Raw genomic sequence first — 19,330 nt, forward strand, 5'->3', positions numbered from 1 at the left:
GGTGCCGGCGTACCGTCAGAGCGCTTCCAGCTCCGCCGCGCGGCGCAGGTCCTTGGGGCGGCCGATCGCCCGGCGCATCCGGATCAGGTCCTCCCGGCGCAGGTAGTGGACCTCGGTTCCGTCGGGGGCGGTGGCGGTCACCGCGCGGGCCAGGAACTCCTCCACCGGCAGGCCGCCCCAGGGGAGCGCGGGGGTACAGCAGTCGCCGCCGGCGGTGGGGGCGGCGAAGTCGAGTTTCCGCTCGGCGAAGGCGGCCGGGCCGGGTTCGAGCGGTGTGCCGTCCTCTCCGGTCAGCCGGGCGCCGACGGCGGCGAACGCCGCGGCCAGGGCGGGCGCCTGGGTGGGGGTGCCGTCCCAGAGCAGGTCGAGGTCGCCGGTCAGTTCGGCCGAGCCGTGCAGGATGCCGGCCACCTGGCCGATCACCACGGCCCGGGCACCGGCCCGGTGCAGCGCGGTGAGCAGCGGGAGGGGGTCGAAACCGAGGGCGCCGTCGGTGGCGAAGGTCCCGGCGGTGTCGTCGGCGTCGTCGTGGGTGAGGCCGGTGGCGGCGCGGCCGGCGGTGAGTTCCCGGGTGCGGCGGACGGCGGCGTGCAGGCGGTCGAGCGCCTGCCGGCCATCGGGGGCGTGGGGGCCTTCGGGGGCGTCGTCGGTCATCCGCTCATCCAACACCGCTGCCGTGCGGGGGCGCACCCGAATTCGGCCCGGGGCCGTGGCCGACGGTCACGGCGTCGACGGACTCGGCGAGGTCCTGCTGCGGCCGGTCCTCGCCGTCCGGCGCCCGGTGCGCCGGGAGGGCGGCGGCGATCTCGGCGAGGGTGGCGGGTCGGGGGCGGTTCTTCGGCACGGCGTGATCCTGGCACGTCGGGCGGGGTGGTGACCGGCGGGCGGGGCGAAAGCTGAATGCACCCTGGACGGATCCTGTCCTGGACATGTAAAAAATTTGTCCAACACCTCGTCAAGCGTTCGGTCGCCGCCCGCCGGAGCCGTTCCGGCGCTGCGCGCCCCAGGTCCAGCGCCACGCCCTCCGGGGCCGGAGCGCCCAGCCGCTCCCGCACCCGGACTCCCCCACGCACCCGAGGAGCCCCGATGCGCACCAGGATCCGCACCACCGCCCTCGCCACCGCCGTCGCCCTCGCCGCGGGCACCCTGCTCGCCGCCACCGCCCAGGCCGCGCCCGCCGATGGTCCGGCCGGGCGGCCGGACCGGGGCACCGCCGTCGCCCGCGCCGAGGCGGCCCTGAGCACCCACGCGGCCGAACTCGGCGTCACGGACCGGCAGTCGCACAGCGTCCGGGACGTCCTGATCGACCCGGACGGCAGCCAGCACGTCCGCTACGACCGCACCTTCGCCGGCCTGCCGGTGCTCGGCGGCGACCTGGTCGTCCACCTCGCGCCGGGCGGCGCGTACCGGGGCGCCGACCGGGCCACCGCCGCGCCGCTCGCGGTGCGCAGCACCACCCCGGCGGTCGGCGCCGACGCCGCCGCCGCGCAGGCCGGCCGGGCGCTGCTGGCGGCCGACGGCCGGACCACCCTCCAGCCGGGAGCCGCACCGCAGTTGGTGGTCGACGCCGGGCACGGCGCGCCCCGGCTCGCCTGGCAGACCACCGTCGCGGGGCAGGACTACCTCGGCAACCCGGTCGCCCGTACGGTCCTCACCGACGCCACCACCGGCCGGCTGATCGCCGACTGGGACGGCCTGGAGACGGCGGCCGGCGACGGCGCCTCCCTCTACGGCGGCACGGTGCCGCTGGAGACCACCCCGTCCGGCGGCAGCTACCAGCTGAAGGACCCCTCCCGGGGCAACACCTACACCGGTGACGCGGCCAACAAGACCGATCTGTGCATCGGTTCGATCTGCATCGTGCGCGCCCCGGCCACCCTGTTCACCGACGCCGACAACCACTGGGGCACCGGCACCACCGCCGACCGGGCCAGCGCGGCGGTGGACGCCCAGTACGGCACCAACACCACCTGGGACTACTACAAGAACGTGCACGGCCGCACCGGGATCGGCGGTGACGGCAAGGGCTCGTACAACCGGGTGCACTACGGCAGCAACTACAACAACGCCTTCTGGCAGGACAGTTGCTTCTGCATGACGTACGGCGACGGTGACGGGTCGGTGTTCGGCCCGCTGGTGGCGCTGGACGTGGCCGGGCACGAGATGTCGCACGGCGTCACCTCGCGGACCGCCAAGCTCAACTACTCCGGTGAGTCCGGCGGCCTCAACGAGGCCACCTCCGACATCATGGGCACCCTGGTCGAGTGGTACGCGGCCAACCCCGCCGACCCGGGCGACTACCTGATCGGCGAGGAGATCGTGAAGCCCGGCTTCGGCAAGCCCGCGCTGCGGTTCATGGACCAGCCGTCCAAGGACACCAAGTCCGCGGACTGCTGGAGTTCGAGCGTCGGCGGGCTGGACGTGCACTACTCCTCGGGCGTGGCCAACCACTTCGCCTACCTGCTGGCCGAGGGCAGCGGCGCCAAGGTCATCGGCGGCGTCGGCTACAACAGCCCGACCTGCAACGGTGCCGCCGTCACCGGCATCGGCCGGGACAAGCTCGGCAAGATCTGGTACCGGGCGCTGACCACCTACATGACCTCCACCACCAACTACGCGGGCGCCCGGACCGCCACCCTCAAGGCGGCCACCGACCTGTACGGCGCGGGCAGCGCCGAGTACACGGCCGTGGCGGGCGCCTGGTCCGCGGTGGCGGTCAACTGAGCGACGGTGGAGCCCTGTCCGGGTCCGGCCGGCAGCCGGACCCGGGGAGGGCGACCCCGGTCGGGCCGGTGGCCCGCGCGGACGGATGATCCGGCAATCGCACCCCGCGGGCCCTGAGGGTGAGGACAATGCTGTGCCTCAGCAGTCCCCTCCCAGGAGGTGCCGGATGACCGTCGTCCTCGCCAAGGGCGCCAACGCCCCGCTGCCCGCCACCCACTGCCGGGTGACCCTCACCGCCGGGCGGGACCCGGAGGTGTTCGTGGTCCTGCTGGGCGCCGACGGCCGGGTCCGCGGCGACCACGACCTGGTGTTCCACCGCCACCCGGCCCAGGACGGCGTGGCGGTGGCCGGCCGGGTGGTGACCGCGGACCTCGCGCTGCTGCCGGCCGCCGTGGTGCGGATCGTGGTCGCGGTCGCCGGCTTCGCCCCGGGTGCGGCGCTCGCCGCGGTGGTGGAGAGCGGTACGGGCCGGGTGGAGTTCCCGCTGCCCGCACTGACCGACGGGGAGACCTGCGTCGTCCTGGTCGAGCTGTACCGGCGCGGCGACGGCTGGAAGGTCCGGGCGGTCGGCCAGGGCTGGAGCTCGGGGCCGCGGGGCCTGGCGGACGCCTTCGGCATCGAGGTCGACGACTCCCCCGCCCCGGCGGCGGTCCCGGCCGCGGTACCGGCCGCGGTACCGGCGGCCGCCACCCCGGCAGCCGTGCCGGCGATCAGCCTGGAGAAGGTCGAGCGGACCGCGCCCGGCCTGGTCGGCCTGTACAAGGAGGCCGGTGTCTCGCTCGCCAAGGCCGGGCTCGGGCCGCTGCGGGCGGCCGTGTACCTGGTGCTCGACCACTCCGCGAGCATGGGGTGGCACTACGACAACGGCAGCATGCAGCACCTCGCCGAGCAGGCGCTCGGTCTGTCCGCCAACCTGGACGACGACGGCACCGTCCCCGTGGTGTTCTTCGCCGACGACGTCCTGCTGGTCGCCGACCTCTCGCTCGACGACCACCGGGGTCGGATCGGCCTGCTGCACGAGCGGCTGCAGTGGGGCGGGACCCGGTTCGCCCCGGCGATGCGGGCGGTGATCGACCACTACCTGCACAGCGGCGCGAGCGACCCCGCCTTCGTCATCTTCCAGACCGACGGAGAGCCGTTCGACCGCCGGCAGACCCGTGAAGTGCTGCGCGGCGCCAGCTCGTTGCCGATCTTCTGGCAGTTCGTCGGCTTCGGCCACAGCCGGCAGCTGCGCTTCCTGCGGAGCCTGGACACGCTCGGCGGGCGGGTGGTCGACAACACGGGCTTCTTCTGCGTCGGCCGGCAGCCGCGGCTGCACTCCGGCCCGCAGGTGTTCGACGGATTGGTGCAGGAGTTCCCGGGCTGGCTCCGCGCCGCCCGTGCGGCCGGCATCGTGCGCTGACGCCGGCACCGTGCGCTGACGCCGGCACCGTGCGCTGTTGCCGGCACCGTGCGCTGACGCCGGCGCCCGCGCGGAGGGGTCAGACCCGGCCCAGCGCCCGGTCCACGGTGATCTCGATCACCACGCGGTCCGGGTTGACCCGCGGTTCCCGGTACCGCTCGGCGTAGCGCCGTACGCCCTCCGCCACCGCGTCCGGGTCCTCGCGGACCACCGCGACGCCTTCCAGGGTGGCCCAGCGCGCCCAGTCCACCTGGCACAGCGCCACCCGCAGGCCGCCCTCGCCCGCCGCCCGGACGTGGGCGGCCTTGCGGCTGGCCCGGTTGGTGATCACCCGGGCGATCCCGGTGGCCGGGTCGAAGGTGGCGCCGACCGGGACCACGTGCGGCGTGCCGTCGGGGCGCAGCGTGGTCAGGGTGCACAGCAGCCGTTCGCGCCAGAAGGCGAGGTAGTCCTCGCCGAGGGCGCCGATGTCGTGAGCCATACGTGGCATGCTGCCACACCGGCGGGCGGGCCCGGTGGGAGCGGGGGCCGGGCGGACGGTACGGTTCGTCGCTGCAGGAACCGGCGGGCCTGCGGGAACGTCAGCTCAGGGCATGGAAGCGGAACGGAGTCCGGTGGTGGGGATGGATCAGGACAGAACGGGCGGCGGGCCGTCGGCGGCGGGGGCGGAGCAGGGTCGCGGGGCCGGGTTCGCGCAGTGGCCGCCGCAGGGCAGCGCCAAGGAGCGCGGGCGGTCGCTGCGGGACAAGACGCCGCGGGAGTCGCACGCCGCGTTCCGGCTGCCGGCGGACCGGCCGAGCGTGGTGGCGGCGGTGGAGCAGGCAAATGTGGGCCGGCTGTCCGAGCTGGTGCCGATAAGGATCGGCCGGATGGCGGCCTCGCCGTTCGCGTTCCTGCGCGGTTCCGCCGGGCTGATGGCGCACGACCTGGCGGCCACCCCGGCGTCCGGGGTGGTGGCCCAGCTGTGCGGCGACGCGCACGCGGCCAACTTCGGCGTGTACGGCGATGCCCGGGGCCACCTGGTGATGGACATCAACGACTTCGACGAGACCGCGCCCGGCCCCTGGGAGTGGGACCTCAAGCGGCTGGCGGCCAGCCTGGTGCTGGCGGGCCGGCAGGCCGGCGCGGGCGAGCAGGTGTGCCGGCAGGCCGCCGCCGACGCCGCCTCCTCCTACCGGCGGACCATGCGGCGGCTGGCCAAGATGCCCGCGGTGGACGCCTGGAACGCCGTCCCCGACGAGCAGTTGGTGACCTTCACCGACGCCCACGAGCTGCGCGAGGTGCTGGACGGGGTGTCCGCGAAGGCGCTGCGCAACACCAGCGCGCGGTTCGCCGCGAAGTCCACCGTCCGCGGTGAGGACGGCCGCTGGCGGTTCACCGCCGCCCCGCCGGTGCTCAGCGAGGTGAGCCGGGCGCAGGCGGCCTCGGTCGCGGGCGCGCTGGACGGCTACCTGGCGACCGTGCCGGAGGAGCTGCACCCGCTGCTGGCCCGCTACAGCGTGCAGGACGTGGCGTTCCGGATCGTGGGCACCGGCAGCGTCGGGACCCGCTCGTACGTGGTGCTGCTGACCGACCGGCGCGAGGAGCCGCTGGTGCTGCAGGTCAAGGAGGCCAGGGCCTCGGTGCTGCTGGCGCCGCTGGCCCGGGCCGGGTTCGCGGTGCCCGGACCGGCCGGGCACGAGGGCCGGCGGGTGGTGCTCGGCCAGAAGCGGATGCAGGTGGTCAGCGACGTCCTGATGGGCTGGACCACGGTCGACGGACTGCCGTACCAGGTGCGGCAGTTCCGCAACCGCAAGGGCAGTGTCGACCCGGCCGCGCTGCAGCCGGCGCTGCTGGACGACTACGGCCGGCTGACCGGCGCGCTGCTGGCCCGCGCGCACGCGCACACCGCCGAGGCCGCGGTCATCGCCGGGTACGCGGGCAAGGGCGACGAGCTGGAGCAGGCGGTCGCCGCCTTCGCGGTCGCCTACGCCGACCGCAGCGAGGCCGACCACGCGGAGCTGGTGGCGGCGATCCGGGCGGGCCGGCTGCGGGCCGAGTTCGACGTCTGACGGATGGTCAATCTGCCGTCGGGAGGCCTTGGTTCGCGCCAGTACGGCCTCCCGATGGCCGGTTCTCGTGCTGTCCGCCCGGGCCCGGCGCCCGTACGGTCGAGACGCGGGCTGCCCCCGCAGCCCGGCACGGCCGACCGCCAGGAGGACGGATGACCACCGAGCAACGCCCGGCACCCGACGCGCCGCTCGTTCCGCTGCACTGCCTGCGCCACGCCGAACCGGGTCCGCCCCGGCTGGCCGTCCTGCCCACCGGCACCCCGGTGTGGGTGTGCACCCGGCACGCCGACGTCCGCCAGGTGCTCACCGATCCGCGGATCGGCCGCGCGCCGCTGTACGCGCCGGACGCGCCGCCGATCACCCTGATCCCGAACATCCTCGACGACCCGGACTCGATGCTGAACAGCGACGGCCCCGAGCACCAGCGGGTGCGCCGGACCGTCCAGCGGGCCTTCACCCCGCGCGCCATCGCCCGCTGGCGGCCCTGGGTCGCCTCGGTGGTCGAGGAGCTGATCGACCGGCTGGAGGACGCCGGCTCCCCCGCCGAGATCATCGGCTCGTACAGCCGGCCGCTGCCGGTCGCCGTGATCAGCCGGCTGATGGACCTGGACGGCCTCGACCCCGAGCGGCTCGGCCGGTGGAGCGACCATGCGCTGTCCGCCACCGCGTACACCGCCGAGCAGATCGGCACCGCGATGCGGGAGTTCGGGCACTTCGGCTTCCAGCTGGTGACCGCCCGCCGCAAGGAGCCCGGCGACGACCTGGTCTCCAGCCTGGTGCAGGCCGCCGACCAGACCGGCGGGGTGACCGAGGAGCAGCTGACCTCGCTGGTCTGCGGGCTGGTGGTGGCCGGGCACGAGACCACCATGACCACGCTCGGCAACGCGCTGGTCTACCTGCTCGGCGAGGACCGGGCGGCCTGGGCGCGGATCGGCGCCGACCCGCAGGCCGCCACCGCCGCGACCGAGCAGCTGCTGCGGACCGTTCCGCTCGGCGACTCCACCACCTTCCCCGGGATGCTGCGCCGCACCCTGGCGGAGGTGGAGATCGGCGGGGTGACCATCCCGGCCGGCGCGGTGGTGGCGGCCGACTCGGCCGCGGCCAACCACGACCCGGCCGTCTACCCGGCGGGACCCGTCGACCTGTTCGCCCCGGTCGGCACGCCGAGCCTGACCTTCGGCGCCGGCCCGCACCACTGCCTGGGCGCCTGGCTGGCCAGGATGGAGCTGGAGCTCGCCCTGCACTCGCTGGCCCGCCGGCTGCCCGGGCTGCGGCTGACCGCGCCGGCCGAGGCGATCGACTGGCGCCAGGGCCTGCTGACCCGCAGCCCGCAGACCCTGGAGGTCGCCTGGTGAACGCGGCGGACGCCACCGGCGGCCCGGGCGGGGAGCTGCCGGACGGGGACCTGGTGGACGGGGACCTGGTGGTGAGGGTCGACCGGCACCGGTGCGTCGGCACCGGGCTGTGCGCCGCCACCGCCCCGGACGACCTCACCCTCGGCGCCGACGGGCGGGCGCTGGCCCGGCGGCCGTCGACCGCGCTCTCCGAGGAGCTGGCCGAGGCCGCCGAGATGTGCCCGGTGGAGGCGATCGCCGTGCTGCGCCCGGCCACCGGGGAGCAGGTCGCCCCGGCGTACTGACCACCCGGCCCGGCGGGCCGCCGGTCATACGTGTTCCATCACGATCAGCGCGGTGGTGCCGGGCTCGAGGGCCTCGAAGACGTGCACCGCGTCGCCCGGGTAGGCGATGTAGTCGCCCGGGCCGAGCTCGACCGGCTCCTGCACGGGTCCGACCAGCGCCCGGCCGGTGCCGACCACCAGGTGTTCGACGGTGCCGGGCATGTGCGGGTCGGAGACCCGGGAGCCGCCGGGCTGGGCCTCGATCCGGTAGAGGTCGCGCCGGGCGTTCGGCGGGCAGGACGCCAGCAGGGTGGCGGCGTAGTCGGCCCGCTCGGAGTAGGTGACCGGCCCTTCGCCGACCCGGATCACCCGGACGGCCGGACGCGGCGGGTCGACCAGCCGGCTGAACGGGACGCCGAGCGCGACACCGAGCGCCCACAGGGTCTCCACGCTGGGGTTCCCGGCGCCGGACTCCAGCTGGGAGAGCGTGGACTTGGCGATGCCGGCCCGCTTGGCCAGTTCGGTGAGGGAGAGGCCGGCCCGGCCGCGCTCGCGGCGGATCGCGGCCGCGATCAGCGCGATCAGGTCGAGGCGCGGCTCGGTCCCGTCCGGCGGGGCAGTCTCCATGTTCGCTCCAGAAGTCCACTTGTTCGGCTTGACGAACGCCCGGCGAGGCGTTCACTGTAGTGGACATGAGTTCATCATGGCGAACGCTCGACCGTGGCACACTCCACGACATCGCCCTCGTCTGCCTCGCCGACGCCGTGGTCGGCGCCTCGTTCGGCGCGATCAGCGTCTCCGGCGGCCTGCCCGCGTGGGTACCGGTCGCGATGTCGGTCCTGGTGTTCGCCGGCGGCGCCCAGTTCGCCGCGGTCGGTGTCCTGCTGGCCGGCGGCGGGCCGCTGGCCGCCGTCGTCACCGGTCTGGTGCTCAACACCCGTCTGCTGCCGCTCGGCTTCGCCGTCGGCGACGTCCTGCAGGGCGGCCGGTGGCGCAGGCTGTTCGGCGCCCAGCTGCTGACCGACGAGTCCGCCGCCTTCGCCCTGCGCCACCAGGACCCCCGGCACCGCCGGGCCGCGTTCTGGCTCTGCGGCCTCGCCCTGTTCGTCTGCTGGAACCTGTCCGTGGTGCTCGGCGCGCTGGCCGGCGGGGCGATCGGCGACACCGCCGCGCTCGGCCTGGACGCCGCCTTCCCCGCCGTCCTGCTCGCCCTGCTGGTGCCGGCCCTCGGCGACCGCCGCACCCGGGACGCCGCGCTGCTGGGCGCCGCCGCGGCGCTGGCCGCCACACCGTTCCTGCCCGCCGGGGTGCCCGTCCTGCTGGCGCTGGCCGGCCTGCTCCCGGCGGCCGTCCGCGCCGCCACCCGGGACACGGCCGCCCGGAACGCGGCCGCCCCCGCCGTGGACCCCGCCCCCGCGGCCCACCCCGTCAAGGAGGCGCACTGATGCTCCCGTACGCCGTCCTCGCCCTCGCCGCCGGCACCTACGCGCTGCGGCTGGCCGGGCCCGTCCTCCACCACCGGCTGCGCCTGCCCGAACACCTGCGGGACCTGCTGGGCCTCGCCGCGCCCGTCCTGCTGGTCGCCCTGCTGGCCACGGCCGCACTCACCGAGGGCCACGGCTTCGCGGGCTGGGCCCGGCCGGCCGGGGTCGCCGTCGCGGCGGTGCTGGCGGTCCGCCGGCTGCCGTTCCCCGTGGTGGTGGTCGCCGCTGCCGCGACCACCGCGCTGCTGCGGCTGTCCGGGGTCGCCTGACCGGCCGCGCCACCGGCGCCGACGGCCTCGGGAGGGGGCGGTGCGGCCAGCCCGAGCGATCAACCGGACGGGCACATATGGTGATCGCATCATGACCCTCCGCACTCCGGTGCGGCCCGAGGAGAGGACCTCCCGTGATCACAGCCCGTGACATCATGCACCGCGGCGCCCAGTGCATCGACGCCGACCAGACCCTGATGGACGCGGCCAAGATGATGCGCGACATGGGCGTCGGTGCCCTGCCCATCTGCGGCCCGGACAAGATGCTCAAAGGCATCATCACCGACCGCGACATCGTGGTCCGATGTCTCGCCGAGGGCAAGGACCCGATGATGATGAAGGCCATGGACCTGGCCGGGCACCTGCACTGCGTACGGGCCGAGGACGACATCGAGGCCGTGCTGAAGAAGATGGAGCAGCACCAGATCCGCCGCATCCCGGTGATCGACGACGGCAAGCTGATCGGCATGATCAGCGAGTCCGACCTGGCCAGCGGCCACCGTGACGGCAACCTGCTGACCGACCGGCAGATCATCGAGTTCATGGACAGCATCTACCTGAGCCACTGACCGTGGACCGCTGACCGCACCTCACCGGCGGTACCGGACGGCGTGGGAGCACCGGCTCCCACGCCGTCCGCGTGCGTGCGCCCGGGGCCGGGTCAGACCCCGGCCGGTACCGGAGCGGGCGTGTTCGACTCGGCCGGGCCGGCCGGCCGCGGGCCGCGGCGGTCCACGGCCCAGGAGGCCAGCGCGATGACGCAGCCGAGCGCGGCCAGGGCGGCGCCGACCAGGGTGGGCGAGGTCCAGCCGAGGCCGGCGCCGAGCGCGACCCCGCCGAGGTAGGCGCCCTGGGCGTTGGCCAGGTTGAAGGCGCCCTGCACGGTGGCGGAGGCCAGCGTCGGCGCCCGGCGGGCCTTGAGCAGCACCAGGGTCTGCACCGTGGGCACGGTCGCGAAGCCGAACATCCCGATCAGGACCACCGTCACCGCCGCCGACCAGCGGGCGTGCGCGGTGACGGCGAACAGCGCGAGCGAGGCGGCCATCAGCAGGAAGGCCGCGCAGATGCTCGGCCGCAGCGCCCGGTCCGCGGCGTACCCGCCGACCGCGTTGCCCAGGGTCATGCCGACGCCGAACAGGGCGAGCACCAGGGTCACCGAGCCCTCGCCGAAGCCGGCCACCTCGGTCAGGGTCGGCGTGATGTAGGTGTAGCAGGCGAACAGCCCGGCGCAGCCGAACACCACGGTGGCCAGGGCCGCCCACAGCTGGCCGCTGCGGAACGTCGACAGTTCGGCACGCAGCCCGGCCTGCGGGTGGGCGGGCAGCTGCGGGACCAACCGGGCGGTGGCCGCGACGCCGAGCGCACCGATCGCGACGACCACCAGCATCGCCGCCCGCCAGCCCAGGTGCTGGCCGAGCAGGGTGGCGGCCGGGACGCCGAGGATGTTGGCGACGGTGAGGCCGGAGAACATCACCGAGACGGCGCGGGCGCGCAGGTGCGGCGCGGCCAGCTCGGCGGCGGCGACCGCGCCGGCGCCGAAGAACGCGCCGTGCGGCAGGCCGGTGACCAGCCGGGCGGCGGCCAGCAGCGGGAAGCTCGGCGCGAGGGCGCAGAGCAGGTTCCCGGCCGTGAACAGCCCGGCCAGGCCGGTCAGTACGGCCTTGCGGGGCAGCCGGGCGCAGGCCGCGGTGAGCAGCGGCGCCCCGATCACCACCCCGACCGCGTACAGCGAGATCAGCCAGCCGGCCTGCGGGATGCTCACCCGCAGGTCGTCGGCGACCTGCGGCAGCAGGCCCATGGCCGCGAACTCGGTCGTGCCGATGGCGAAGGCGGTGATGGCGAGGGCGACGAGCGCCAGAGGCATGAGGGGGCTCCGAGTGGTCGCCCGGTGGGCGGTGCGAGGTGACGGGCGATCGTCGGTGACCACCGATGGGGGCGTACGGCCGGTCTGAGGGGTGGTCGGCCGGTGCGACGCCGCCGGGCAGTCTACCCGGCGGGCGGCGGGCGGTCGGTGAACGGAGCGAGTGGGGAGGGCATGAGGAAGGCGTGGGGAGGGCGTACGGCCGGGGGCGGGGTGGTCAGGCCGCGGTGGCGAGGGTCCGGATGCGGTGGAGTTCGGTGAGGATGTCGTCCAGGGTGCGGCAGTCGGGTCCGGTGGGGGACGGGCCGGGGACGGTGTCGGGGGCGATGTCGGGGGTGGTGTCGGGGGTGGTGTGTCGGGCGCCGTGCTCCAGGGCGTCGGCCAGCGCGTCGAGGGCCGCGGTGACCTGACGGGCCGCCGGGCCGGCCGGCCGCGGGGAGCCGTGTTCGATCCGGACGGCGCAGGCGGTCGCGGCGTCGGCGATCCGCTCGGCGCCCTCGGTGACCTTCAGCCAGTCGAGGGCGGGCCCGGCGGTGAGCTCCGCGGCGGCGCCCTCGGCGGCGGTCCTGGCCTCGGCGAGCGAGTGGTAGGCGGAGCGGCGCAGCTCGGTGCGGGTCTGCGGGCCGGGGGCGCCGGTCAGGACGTGGTCGAGGTAGCGGCGGGTGCGGCGCAGCGCCTGCGCCGAGCGGTGGCCGACCCGGGCCCGGGTGTCGGTGAGCCTCGGCAGGTGGCCGGCGAGCAGGACGATGGCGCAGGCCAGTGCCGTGTCGGCGAGCCGGGAGACGGCGGCCTGGCGGTCGCCGGCGGCGGAGACGAAAGCCAGCACGGTGACGGTGACCGCAGCGGTCTGCAGGGCGAAGTGCCGGGCGGCGAGCGGCAGCAGGGCGCCGGCCAGGGCGACGGTCGCCACCGGCAGCCAGGGCCGGGCGGTGGCGGCGGTCAGTGCGGCGAACAGCAGCACCCCGAGGGCGGTGCCGGCGAAGCGGTTGACGACCCGCGAGAACAGCGGCCCGAAGTCGGGTTTGACCAGGAACGCGGCGGTGGCGGGCAGCCAGAACCAGTGCTCGGTGTGCAGCAGCAGGGCGGCGGCCGTGCTGGCGGTGACGCAGACGGCCACCCGGGCGCCGTACTCGCGGCCCGCCGGGCCCGCCGGGTGGATGCCGCGTGGTCCCCTGCGCGGGGTCGGGCGGTCGGGGGCGGGCGCGCCGGCGAAGACCAGGCCGGCCTGCAGCACGGCCCGGTCGAAGGCGGTCCGGGCCGGGGTGTCGGAGTTCGGGGCCGGCAGGACGCCGGGGGCCGGTGGAGATCCGCTGCGGCAGCCGCTCGCCCTCCCAGAGCAGGGCGACGCTCGCCTCGCACAGGGCGGCCGCCGCGGCCAGCCGGGCGGCCAGCGCGGCCACCTCGGTCCGGGTGGCGGCCCGGGCGGGCAGCGGGAGCACGCGGCGCAGCCGCAGGGCCTGGTCGGCCCGGTCGAGGGCGGCCGTCAGGCGGCGGCGGGCGGGTTCGGCGGCGGGGGTGCCGACGGCGTCCAGCGCGTCGGCGAGGGCGTCGAAGACGGCCGCCACCGCGAGGCGTTCGCCGGCCGCCGGGCGTCCGGGGCGCACGGTGGCGAGCAGGCGCAGCAGCATCAGCCAGCCGGCGCCCGCGAGGAACCAGGCCGCTCTGGTCCAGCCCGGCAGCGCGATCGACATGCCGCTGCCGACCGCGGTGAGGACCAGCAGCTGCAGGGCGGCCGCCGAGCAGACCGGTCCGGCGACGCTGACGGCGCCGCAGAGCAGTCCGACCGTCAGCAGCAGGGGCAGCGCCCACCAGCCGGTCGCGAAGCCGAGCAGCAGGCCGAGCGCTCCGCCGAGGGCGGGTACGCCGGCCTGGACGGCGGCCGCGCGGCGGGTACCTGGCCGGTCGTTGATCCCGGCGAAGAGCGCACCGAGTCCGGCGAGCAGTCCCACCTCGGGACGGCCGGCGGCCAGTCCGGCACCCAGCAGCGGTCCCATGCCGAGGGCGCCGCGGGCCATCGCGCTCCACGGGACGGGGCCGCGCTGCCAGCGCAGCGGGTGGGCCAGCCAGTCGGGGGTGCGGCGACGCTCTGCTCGGGGCACGGTCCTCCTCGCGTCCGGATGCTGCCGCTCGAGCCTAACCGGGCCGGTTGTCCCCGCTGATGCGGGCCGGTTACGCGCACATGACGGACCGGACGGGGCCACGCGGGACCGCACGGACGGGTCCGCACGGGCGGGATTGCACAAGAGGGACCGCACAGAAGGGACCGGACGGACGGGACCGCACGGGCGGGACCGCACGGACCGATCACGGCGGGCGTCGGCGGGCGGTCCGGGTGGCACCGCCGCCGGGGCGGACCGGGCGAGGCTCGTACCGGACCCGCACGCCACCCGCTCCCGGCGGGGCCGGTCACCGCGCGAGCACCCGGGCGGGGCCACGCGGGACCACACGGGCGGGACCGCACGGACCGCTCACGGCGGGCGTCGGCGGGCGGTCCGGGTGGCGGCGCCGCCGCCGGGGCGGACCGGGCGCCCGCCGGGCCATGGCCCGGGCGAGGCTCGTACCGGACCCGTACCCGACCCGCTCCCGGCGGGGCTGGTCACCACGCGAGCACCCGGACGACGGCACCCGGGCAGCCCGGCACCGGTGGGGCCCCGGGCGCCCGCCGAACACGGGCACCGCGGGCGTCAGCCGTCGGGCGGCCGGGGTGGCGGCGATGGCGAGCGGGCACCCCGCCGACCCCGGCCCCGTACCCGACCCGCTCCCGGCGGGGCCGGTCACCACGCGAGTGCCCAGACAGCGGCACCCGGGCGGGCCCGGCACCGGCCGGGGCCCCGGGCGCCCGCCGGACACGGGCGCCGCGGGTGTCAGCCGTCCGGCGGGGAGTCGGTGGTGGCGATCGGGCGGTCGGTGGCGGCCACCGGGTCAGGGAGGGCGGTGGAGCCGGTGAGGTAGCGGTCGACGGCGGCGGCGACCGAGCGGCCCTCGGCGATGGCCCAGACGATCAGCGACTGGCCGCGGCCCGCGTCGCCGGCCACGAAGACGCCGTCCGGCCCGGCGGCGTAGCCGCGGTCCCTGGCCAGCCGGCCGTCCGCGTCGAGGGTGAGGCCGAGCTGGCCGATCAGCGGACTGTCCGGCTGCGGGCCGCGGAAGCCCAGGGCGAGCAGCACCAGCTCGGCCGGGACGGTCCGGCCGGTGCCGGGGCGGGGGCTGCGGTCGGCCGGTTCGGCCTCGGCCAGCCGCAGGGCGCGGACCCGGCCGAGCCGGTCGCTCTCGAAGCTGACGGTGACGGCGGAGTAGACGCGCGGGTCACCGGACAGCGCCACCGCCTCCTCGTGCGAGGCGGTCAGCCGGTGGACCTTGGGGTGGACCGGCCAGGGCTGGGCGGTGGAGCGGACGTCGCCGGGCTGCGGATTGATGTCGAGCTGGGTGACCCGGGCGGCGTGCTGGCGCAGCGCGGTGCCGAGGCAGTCGGCGGCGGTGTCGCCGCCGCCGACGATCACCACCTGCCGGCCGGCCGCGGACAGCGGTGAGTCGGCGAGGTCGCCCTCGACCACCCGGTTGGCCAGCGGCAGGTACTCCATCGCCTGGTGGACACCCGCCAGTTCCCGGCCCGGGACCGGCAGCTCGCGCCAGGCGGTCGCGCCGACCGCGACAACCACCGCGTCGTGGCGGGCCCGCAGGTCGGCGGCGGTCAGGTCGGTGCCGATCTCGACGCCGGTGCGGAACAGGGTGCCCTCGGCGCGCAGCTGGTCGATCCGCCGGTCCAGGTGGTGCTTCTCCAGCCGGAAGGAGGGGATGCCGTAGCGCAGCAGGCCGCCGAGCCGGTCGGCCCGCTCGTACACGGTGGTCTGGTGGCCGGCCCGGGTGAGCTGCTGGGCGGCGGCCAGGCCGGCCGGGCCGGAGCCGATCACGGCGACGGTGCGTCCGGAGAGGTACTCGGGCGGGCGGGGGGCGGCCAGGCCGAGGGCCCAGGCCTGGTCGGCGATGGCGGCCTCGACGTTCTTGATGGTGACCGCGTCGCCGCCGGCGACGGCGAGCACGCAGGCGCTCTCGCAGGGGGCGGGGCAGAGCCGGCCGGTGAACTCGGGGAAGTTGTTGGTGGCGTGCAGGCGGTTGGCGGCGCTCTCCCAGTCCGCGTGCGAGACCAGGACGTTCCAGTCCGGGATGAGGTTGCCGAGCGGGCAGGCCCGGTGGCAGAACGGGAGGCCGCAGTCCATACAGCGGTCGGCCTGCCCGCCGACGATCGGCAGCAGTCCGCGTTCGGCGTTCACCTCGGCCCAGTCCCGGACCCGCTCCTGCGGTGCGCGGCGTTCGCGCAGGACCCGCGGGGTGGTGAGGAATGCCTTCGGATCGGCCATCGGCCGCCTCCGTCGTCCGCGCTGATCCCGTGTCCTGCGCCGTCGCCCGGACGGGGGCTGCGCCCCGCCCGGACGGGGTCGGCGCCGTGGCCGGACGGGATGAGGCGCGTCAGGCCGGTCCCAAGCTGCGCCGGGCAGACGGTCGGGTCGTACGCGGCGTGTCCAGCCACCATACGTCCGTTCGGGTGGCTCTTCGAGGGCTCGGCCCCCGGCCCCGCGCGGGGCCGGCGGCCGGGTCGGTGACCGGCCGGTGCGGTGCGGGGCGCGGCCGGCGGCCGGGTCGGTGCGGGGTGCGGTCAGCGGCTGCGGGGGGCGGCGGCGAGCGGGCGGCAGAGCAGGGCGTCCGGGACGCCGCCGTGGAGCCAGCGCCAGGTGTAGGCGACGCCGGCCAGGTACTCGTCGTCGGCGCACTGGCCCTTGTAGTAGCCGGGTGCCCAGTCGCTGCCGGTGGAGCCGCCGGTGGCGGGCCGGTTGTCGCCGTGGTCGAACCAGAGGAGCCGGCCGCCGGTGGGCAGCGCGGCCGCGGCGGTGGCGCACAGCAGCGAGCCCATCGCGTTGCCGCGCACGCTGTACCCGGTCGCGAAGGTCCCGTCGGGGCACTGCAGCTTGTTGTAGCCGGGCGCCCAGTCACCGCCGGTCACGTACCGCTCGTCGGAGACCACCTGGTACGCCGCGCCGGTGCGGGCAGGGCCGCCGGCGTCGGTGCACAGGCCGCGGCCGTCGCTGCGGCCGAGGCCGGTCAGCCGCTGGGTGTCGGGGCAGCTGCCCTTGCGGGCGCCGCGGTCCCAGTCGGGGAGGGCCAGCATCCGGGCGGAGGTGTCCTGGTCGGCGTGGTCGAGGGAGAGCATGTTCCAGCGCGGGGTGGGCGCCACCGGTCCGCTGCGGCCCGGGGTGCCGACCAGCCGGTGCCAGTCGGCGGCCCGCCAGTCCCCGGGGTCGTCGATGCCGAGCCGGACGCCGTTCGGGTCGTACGAGAGCAGCGCCCAGCTGTCCAGCGGTGCGCCGTCCCGGGTCCAGCCGACCAGCGGCCAGATCGCGAAGTCGGCGTCGGCGGCCAGCAGGATGTCGGTGAAGGTGTGGAACCAGGCCTGCTCCTTGGGGTCGGTGGCCCCGCGGCCGCCCGCGCCGAACTCGCTGATCCACACGGGGGCGGTGAAGTGCTGCCCGGTGCGGGTGACGAACAGCGCCTCCTGGTCGACCACCTGGGCGAGCTGGGCGGGGGTGAGGTCCTGGTAGCGCGGGTCGTGGGTCTCGCCGAGGCCGGTGGCGCCGCTGTGGTTGGGGCCGGTGTAGGCGTAGAAGTGCGCCGCGTAGACCAGCTTGTCGGAGCGGATCAGGGTGTTGGAGAGGTTCTGCACCGGGGTGAGCATCGGCCGGCCGTGCGGCAGGCCGTCGAGCGGGATGCCCTGCCAGTTGATGCCCTCCATCACGATCAGCAGGTCGGGGTCGCTCTGCAGGATCCGGTTTCCGGCGGCTTCGAAGGCGGCGTACTCGTCGTGGGCGTCGCCCCAGCCCCAGTTGGGGTCGTCCCAGGTGTCGCGGCGGACCTCGTTGCGCAGGTCGGCGCCGACCACCCGCTTGTCGGCGCGGTAGCGCTCGGCCATGAACACCCAGTCGGCGATCCACTGTTCGGTGGACTGGCCGCTGTTCCAGCGTTCGTTGCCGTCCAGGCCGCAGCACCAGCGGGCGGTGGTGGTGTGGTCGTTGAGGATGACCGCGAAGCCGTCCGCGGTGAGTGCCGCGACGACCGCGTCGAAGACCTGCAGCGGGGTCTTGCCGCGAAGCTGCGGGTTGGCGGCGACGGCCTGGTCGGGCACCGGCGTGCTGTCGTGGATCAGGGCGTTGGAGAACGGCAGCCGGATGCTGTTGATCCCCAGCGCGTGGAAGTCGGCGAGGATCCGGGCGATCGGCGCGCGGTCCAGGCCCAGCGGCATGCTGGACGACGGCTCGCCGTGCTCGTGCGAGGCCGGGTCGGCGATGTCCCCGCTGCCGGTCCAACTGCCCTGCGCTCCCTCCCAGTTGCCGGAGCGGAGCTTGAAACGGCTGCCCGTCGCGTCGACGACGTACCGGCCGCTGGTGCTGAGCGGGCCGGTCCAGGAGGCCGCCAGGGCGGCGCCGGTGAGCGGCACGGGCCGGTCGGCGGCCGTCGCCCCGCCCTCCGGCCCGGCGGCACCCACGGCGCCGCCGGGGAGGGCGAACAGGGTGGCGAGCGCCGCGAGGACGGCGAGCGTTCGGGTGAGGAGCTTCAGCATGGCCGACCCCGGGGTGGTGGGTGACGATGGAATGTGATGATATCCGTTGGGCTACCCGCAGGTAACGCGACGATTATCCACACACTGGCACGCCGCGCCTAGGGTGTTGACGTAACGTCAGCACGGCGCGCGCTCCAACGGCCCGGGGCCGGGCGTGGGATCAGTCGTGGGCTCAGGCCCGGAAAGTGATCGCGGTGCCCTCCCGGGCCGCCTGCCGGGCGGTGTAGGTGACGTCGTGGACGGTGTGTCCGGCCGGGTCGAGCAGGGTGATCCGGCCGCCCTTGTTGCCGAGCTGCAGGCCGTCACCGGTGGGGACGGTGAGGGTGGCACCCGGTTCGAGGCGCTGGGCCGGCAGGCCGACCCGGCGGTGCTGGGCGTCGGCGAGCTGCCAGTGCGCCAGATCGACGGCGGCCGGAGACTCGTTGACCACGGTGACCGTCTCCGCCCGGCCGTCCGGGCCCGCCGGGTTGACCAGCGCGGCCAGGATGCGCAGCGACTGCCCGGGCACGGCCGGTCCGGGGTCGACAGGGCCGGGGTCGGTGGGGTCGGGGTCGGTGGGGTCGGGGTCGGCCGGTCCGGGGTCGGTGGGGCCCGGGTCGGGTACGCCCGGCAGGGCGTGGCCGGTGGTGTCGTCGGTGTGCCAGGACTGGGACTGGAAGGCGAGGAAGACCGCGACCCAGCGCGACTCCGCCGGGATGTGCAGCAGCAGCGCGCCGTCCTGGCGGACGCCGTCGTCCCGGCGGTGGCTCGGGTCGTTGCCCTGGTTCATGTGGACGTCGTGCACGCCGTTGCCCGGCAGGAAGCCGAAGACCTTGTCCGGCAGGTGCGCCTCGGTGGGCCAGCGCTGCCCGAAGACGTACACCGTGGCGGCCGTGTCGGCGAGCGCCCGCAGCACGTGGCGGTCGAGCAGGTCGGCGAGGTCGTTGTCGTCGCCGGGCAGCTCCGGCGGCAGGACCCGCAGCGCGGCGCGCTCGAACAGGCCGCCGCGGACGAAGTCCAGGCCTCCGCCGCCGTCCTGCGCGGACAGCTCGCGCCAGCCGGAGGCCGGCGCCGGGAGCTGTTCCAGCAGCGGGTGCCGGAAGTCCTCGTCGACCACGAAGAGCAGCTCGGACGGGGCCTGGTCGGAGAGCACGTTGACGGCGGCCCGGTAGTCGGTGCCGCCGGCGTCGCGCAGGTGCAGCTGGTAGTGGGGGGTGTCGGTGGCGCCTTCGCGGCGTCTCGCGACGAGGGTGGCTGCCAGGACACCGTAGTGCTGCAGGGGCATCTGTCGTCCTCGGTCCGGGGGCGTCCGGGCGCTGCGCCCGGCGGGTC

17 protein-coding genes are annotated in these 19,330 nt (G+C 75.9%); 8 read left to right on the plus strand and 9 right to left on the minus strand.

What is annotated here, in order from left to right; all coding sequences use genetic code 11:
- Positions 1-15 precede the first annotated feature (15 nt).
- Together AC2TEW_RS17305 and AC2TEW_RS17310 are read right to left on the minus strand one after the other, a co-directional pair.
- The gene (locus AC2TEW_RS17305; protein ID WP_484624244.1) at positions 16-654 is read right to left on the minus strand and encodes a hypothetical protein; all 639 of its coding nucleotides are present in this window, start codon (positions 652-654) and stop codon (positions 16-18) included.
- A gap of 4 nt (positions 655-658) precedes the next feature.
- Positions 659-844, minus strand: coding sequence for a hypothetical protein (locus tag AC2TEW_RS17310; RefSeq protein WP_484624245.1), 186 nt, complete (start codon positions 842-844; stop codon positions 659-661).
- Positions 845-1,086: 242 nt separating this feature from the next.
- Between AC2TEW_RS17310 and AC2TEW_RS17315 the strand changes: the two genes are divergently transcribed.
- Both AC2TEW_RS17315 and AC2TEW_RS17320 read left to right on the plus strand, forming a co-directional pair.
- The gene (locus AC2TEW_RS17315; protein WP_484624246.1) at positions 1,087-2,724 is read left to right on the plus strand and encodes a M4 family metallopeptidase; all 1,638 of its coding nucleotides are present in this window, start codon (positions 1,087-1,089) and stop codon (positions 2,722-2,724) included.
- Positions 2,725-2,890: 166 nt separating this feature from the next.
- The gene (locus AC2TEW_RS17320; protein WP_484624247.1) at positions 2,891-4,126 is read left to right on the plus strand and encodes a VWA domain-containing protein; all 1,236 of its coding nucleotides are present in this window, start codon (positions 2,891-2,893) and stop codon (positions 4,124-4,126) included.
- Between the two features lie 79 nt (positions 4,127-4,205).
- Here the strand turns inward: AC2TEW_RS17320 and AC2TEW_RS17325 are convergent, their stop codons facing one another.
- Entirely contained in the window at positions 4,206-4,607 is a 402-nt protein-coding gene (locus tag AC2TEW_RS17325) for a PPOX class F420-dependent oxidoreductase (protein WP_484624248.1), read from the minus strand.
- 142 nt (positions 4,608-4,749) lie between these two features.
- Here AC2TEW_RS17325 and AC2TEW_RS17330 point away from each other — a divergent pair, with 142 nt between their 5' ends.
- The 3 genes from AC2TEW_RS17330 to AC2TEW_RS17340 all read left to right on the plus strand — a co-directional run bounded on the left by AC2TEW_RS17330 (position 4,750) and on the right by AC2TEW_RS17340 (position 7,816).
- Entirely contained in the window at positions 4,750-6,177 is a 1,428-nt protein-coding gene (locus AC2TEW_RS17330) for a DUF2252 domain-containing protein (protein WP_484624249.1), read from the plus strand.
- 152 nt (positions 6,178-6,329) lie between these two features.
- Positions 6,330-7,532, plus strand: coding sequence for a cytochrome P450 (locus tag AC2TEW_RS17335; protein ID WP_484624250.1), 1,203 nt, complete (start codon positions 6,330-6,332; stop codon positions 7,530-7,532).
- Positions 7,529-7,816, plus strand: coding sequence for a ferredoxin (locus AC2TEW_RS17340; RefSeq protein ID WP_484624251.1), 288 nt, complete (start codon positions 7,529-7,531; stop codon positions 7,814-7,816). The genes AC2TEW_RS17335 and AC2TEW_RS17340 overlap by 4 nt, the downstream gene beginning before the upstream one ends.
- A gap of 24 nt (positions 7,817-7,840) precedes the next feature.
- Here AC2TEW_RS17340 and AC2TEW_RS17345 read toward each other — a convergent pair whose 3' ends face one another.
- On the minus strand, positions 7,841-8,422 hold the full coding sequence (locus AC2TEW_RS17345; protein ID WP_051812443.1) for a helix-turn-helix domain-containing protein: 582 nt from the start codon (positions 8,420-8,422) through the stop codon (positions 7,841-7,843).
- Between the two features lie 65 nt (positions 8,423-8,487).
- Here AC2TEW_RS17345 and AC2TEW_RS17350 point away from each other — a divergent pair, with 65 nt between their 5' ends.
- From AC2TEW_RS17350 to AC2TEW_RS17360, 3 genes are all read left to right on the plus strand, one after another.
- Positions 8,488-9,240 carry an AzlC family ABC transporter permease gene (locus tag AC2TEW_RS17350; RefSeq protein ID WP_484624252.1) on the plus strand — a complete coding sequence of 251 codons (753 nt, stop codon included), beginning with the start codon at positions 8,488-8,490 and terminating at the stop codon, positions 9,238-9,240.
- Positions 9,240-9,548 carry an AzlD domain-containing protein gene (locus tag AC2TEW_RS17355; RefSeq protein ID WP_484624253.1) on the plus strand — a complete coding sequence of 103 codons (309 nt, stop codon included), beginning with the start codon at positions 9,240-9,242 and terminating at the stop codon, positions 9,546-9,548. The genes AC2TEW_RS17350 and AC2TEW_RS17355 overlap by 1 nt, the downstream gene beginning before the upstream one ends.
- Positions 9,549-9,682: 134 nt before the next feature.
- Positions 9,683-10,117 (plus strand): CBS domain-containing protein, encoded by a 435-nt coding sequence (locus AC2TEW_RS17360; protein ID WP_033820525.1) that lies wholly within the window; start codon positions 9,683-9,685, stop codon positions 10,115-10,117.
- A 92-nt stretch (positions 10,118-10,209) separates the two neighbouring features.
- Here the strand turns inward: AC2TEW_RS17360 and AC2TEW_RS17365 are convergent, their stop codons facing one another.
- From AC2TEW_RS17365 to AC2TEW_RS17385, 5 genes are all read right to left on the minus strand, one after another.
- The gene (locus AC2TEW_RS17365) at positions 10,210-11,412 is read right to left on the minus strand and encodes an MFS transporter (RefSeq protein ID WP_484624254.1); all 1,203 of its coding nucleotides are present in this window, start codon (positions 11,410-11,412) and stop codon (positions 10,210-10,212) included.
- A gap of 214 nt (positions 11,413-11,626) precedes the next feature.
- Positions 11,627-12,643: an FUSC family protein gene (locus tag AC2TEW_RS17370; protein ID WP_484624255.1), complete on the minus strand. Its 1,017-nt coding sequence runs from the start codon at positions 12,641-12,643 to the stop codon at positions 11,627-11,629.
- Positions 12,644-14,273: 1,630 nt separating this feature from the next.
- The gene (locus AC2TEW_RS17375) at positions 14,274-15,767 is read right to left on the minus strand and encodes a glutamate synthase subunit beta (RefSeq protein WP_484624256.1); all 1,494 of its coding nucleotides are present in this window, start codon (positions 15,765-15,767) and stop codon (positions 14,274-14,276) included.
- Between the two features lie 296 nt (positions 15,768-16,063).
- Complete coding sequence (locus tag AC2TEW_RS17380; protein WP_484624257.1) at positions 16,064-18,019, minus strand: glycoside hydrolase family 5 protein; 1,956 nt, start codon at positions 18,017-18,019, stop codon at positions 16,064-16,066.
- A 172-nt stretch (positions 18,020-18,191) separates the two neighbouring features.
- The gene (locus tag AC2TEW_RS17385) at positions 18,192-19,283 is read right to left on the minus strand and encodes a DUF2278 family protein (RefSeq protein ID WP_484624258.1); all 1,092 of its coding nucleotides are present in this window, start codon (positions 19,281-19,283) and stop codon (positions 18,192-18,194) included.
- Between the last annotated feature and the right edge of the window lie 47 nt (positions 19,284-19,330).

The organism is Kitasatospora sp. NEAU-CNBT7, assembly GCF_057220535.1.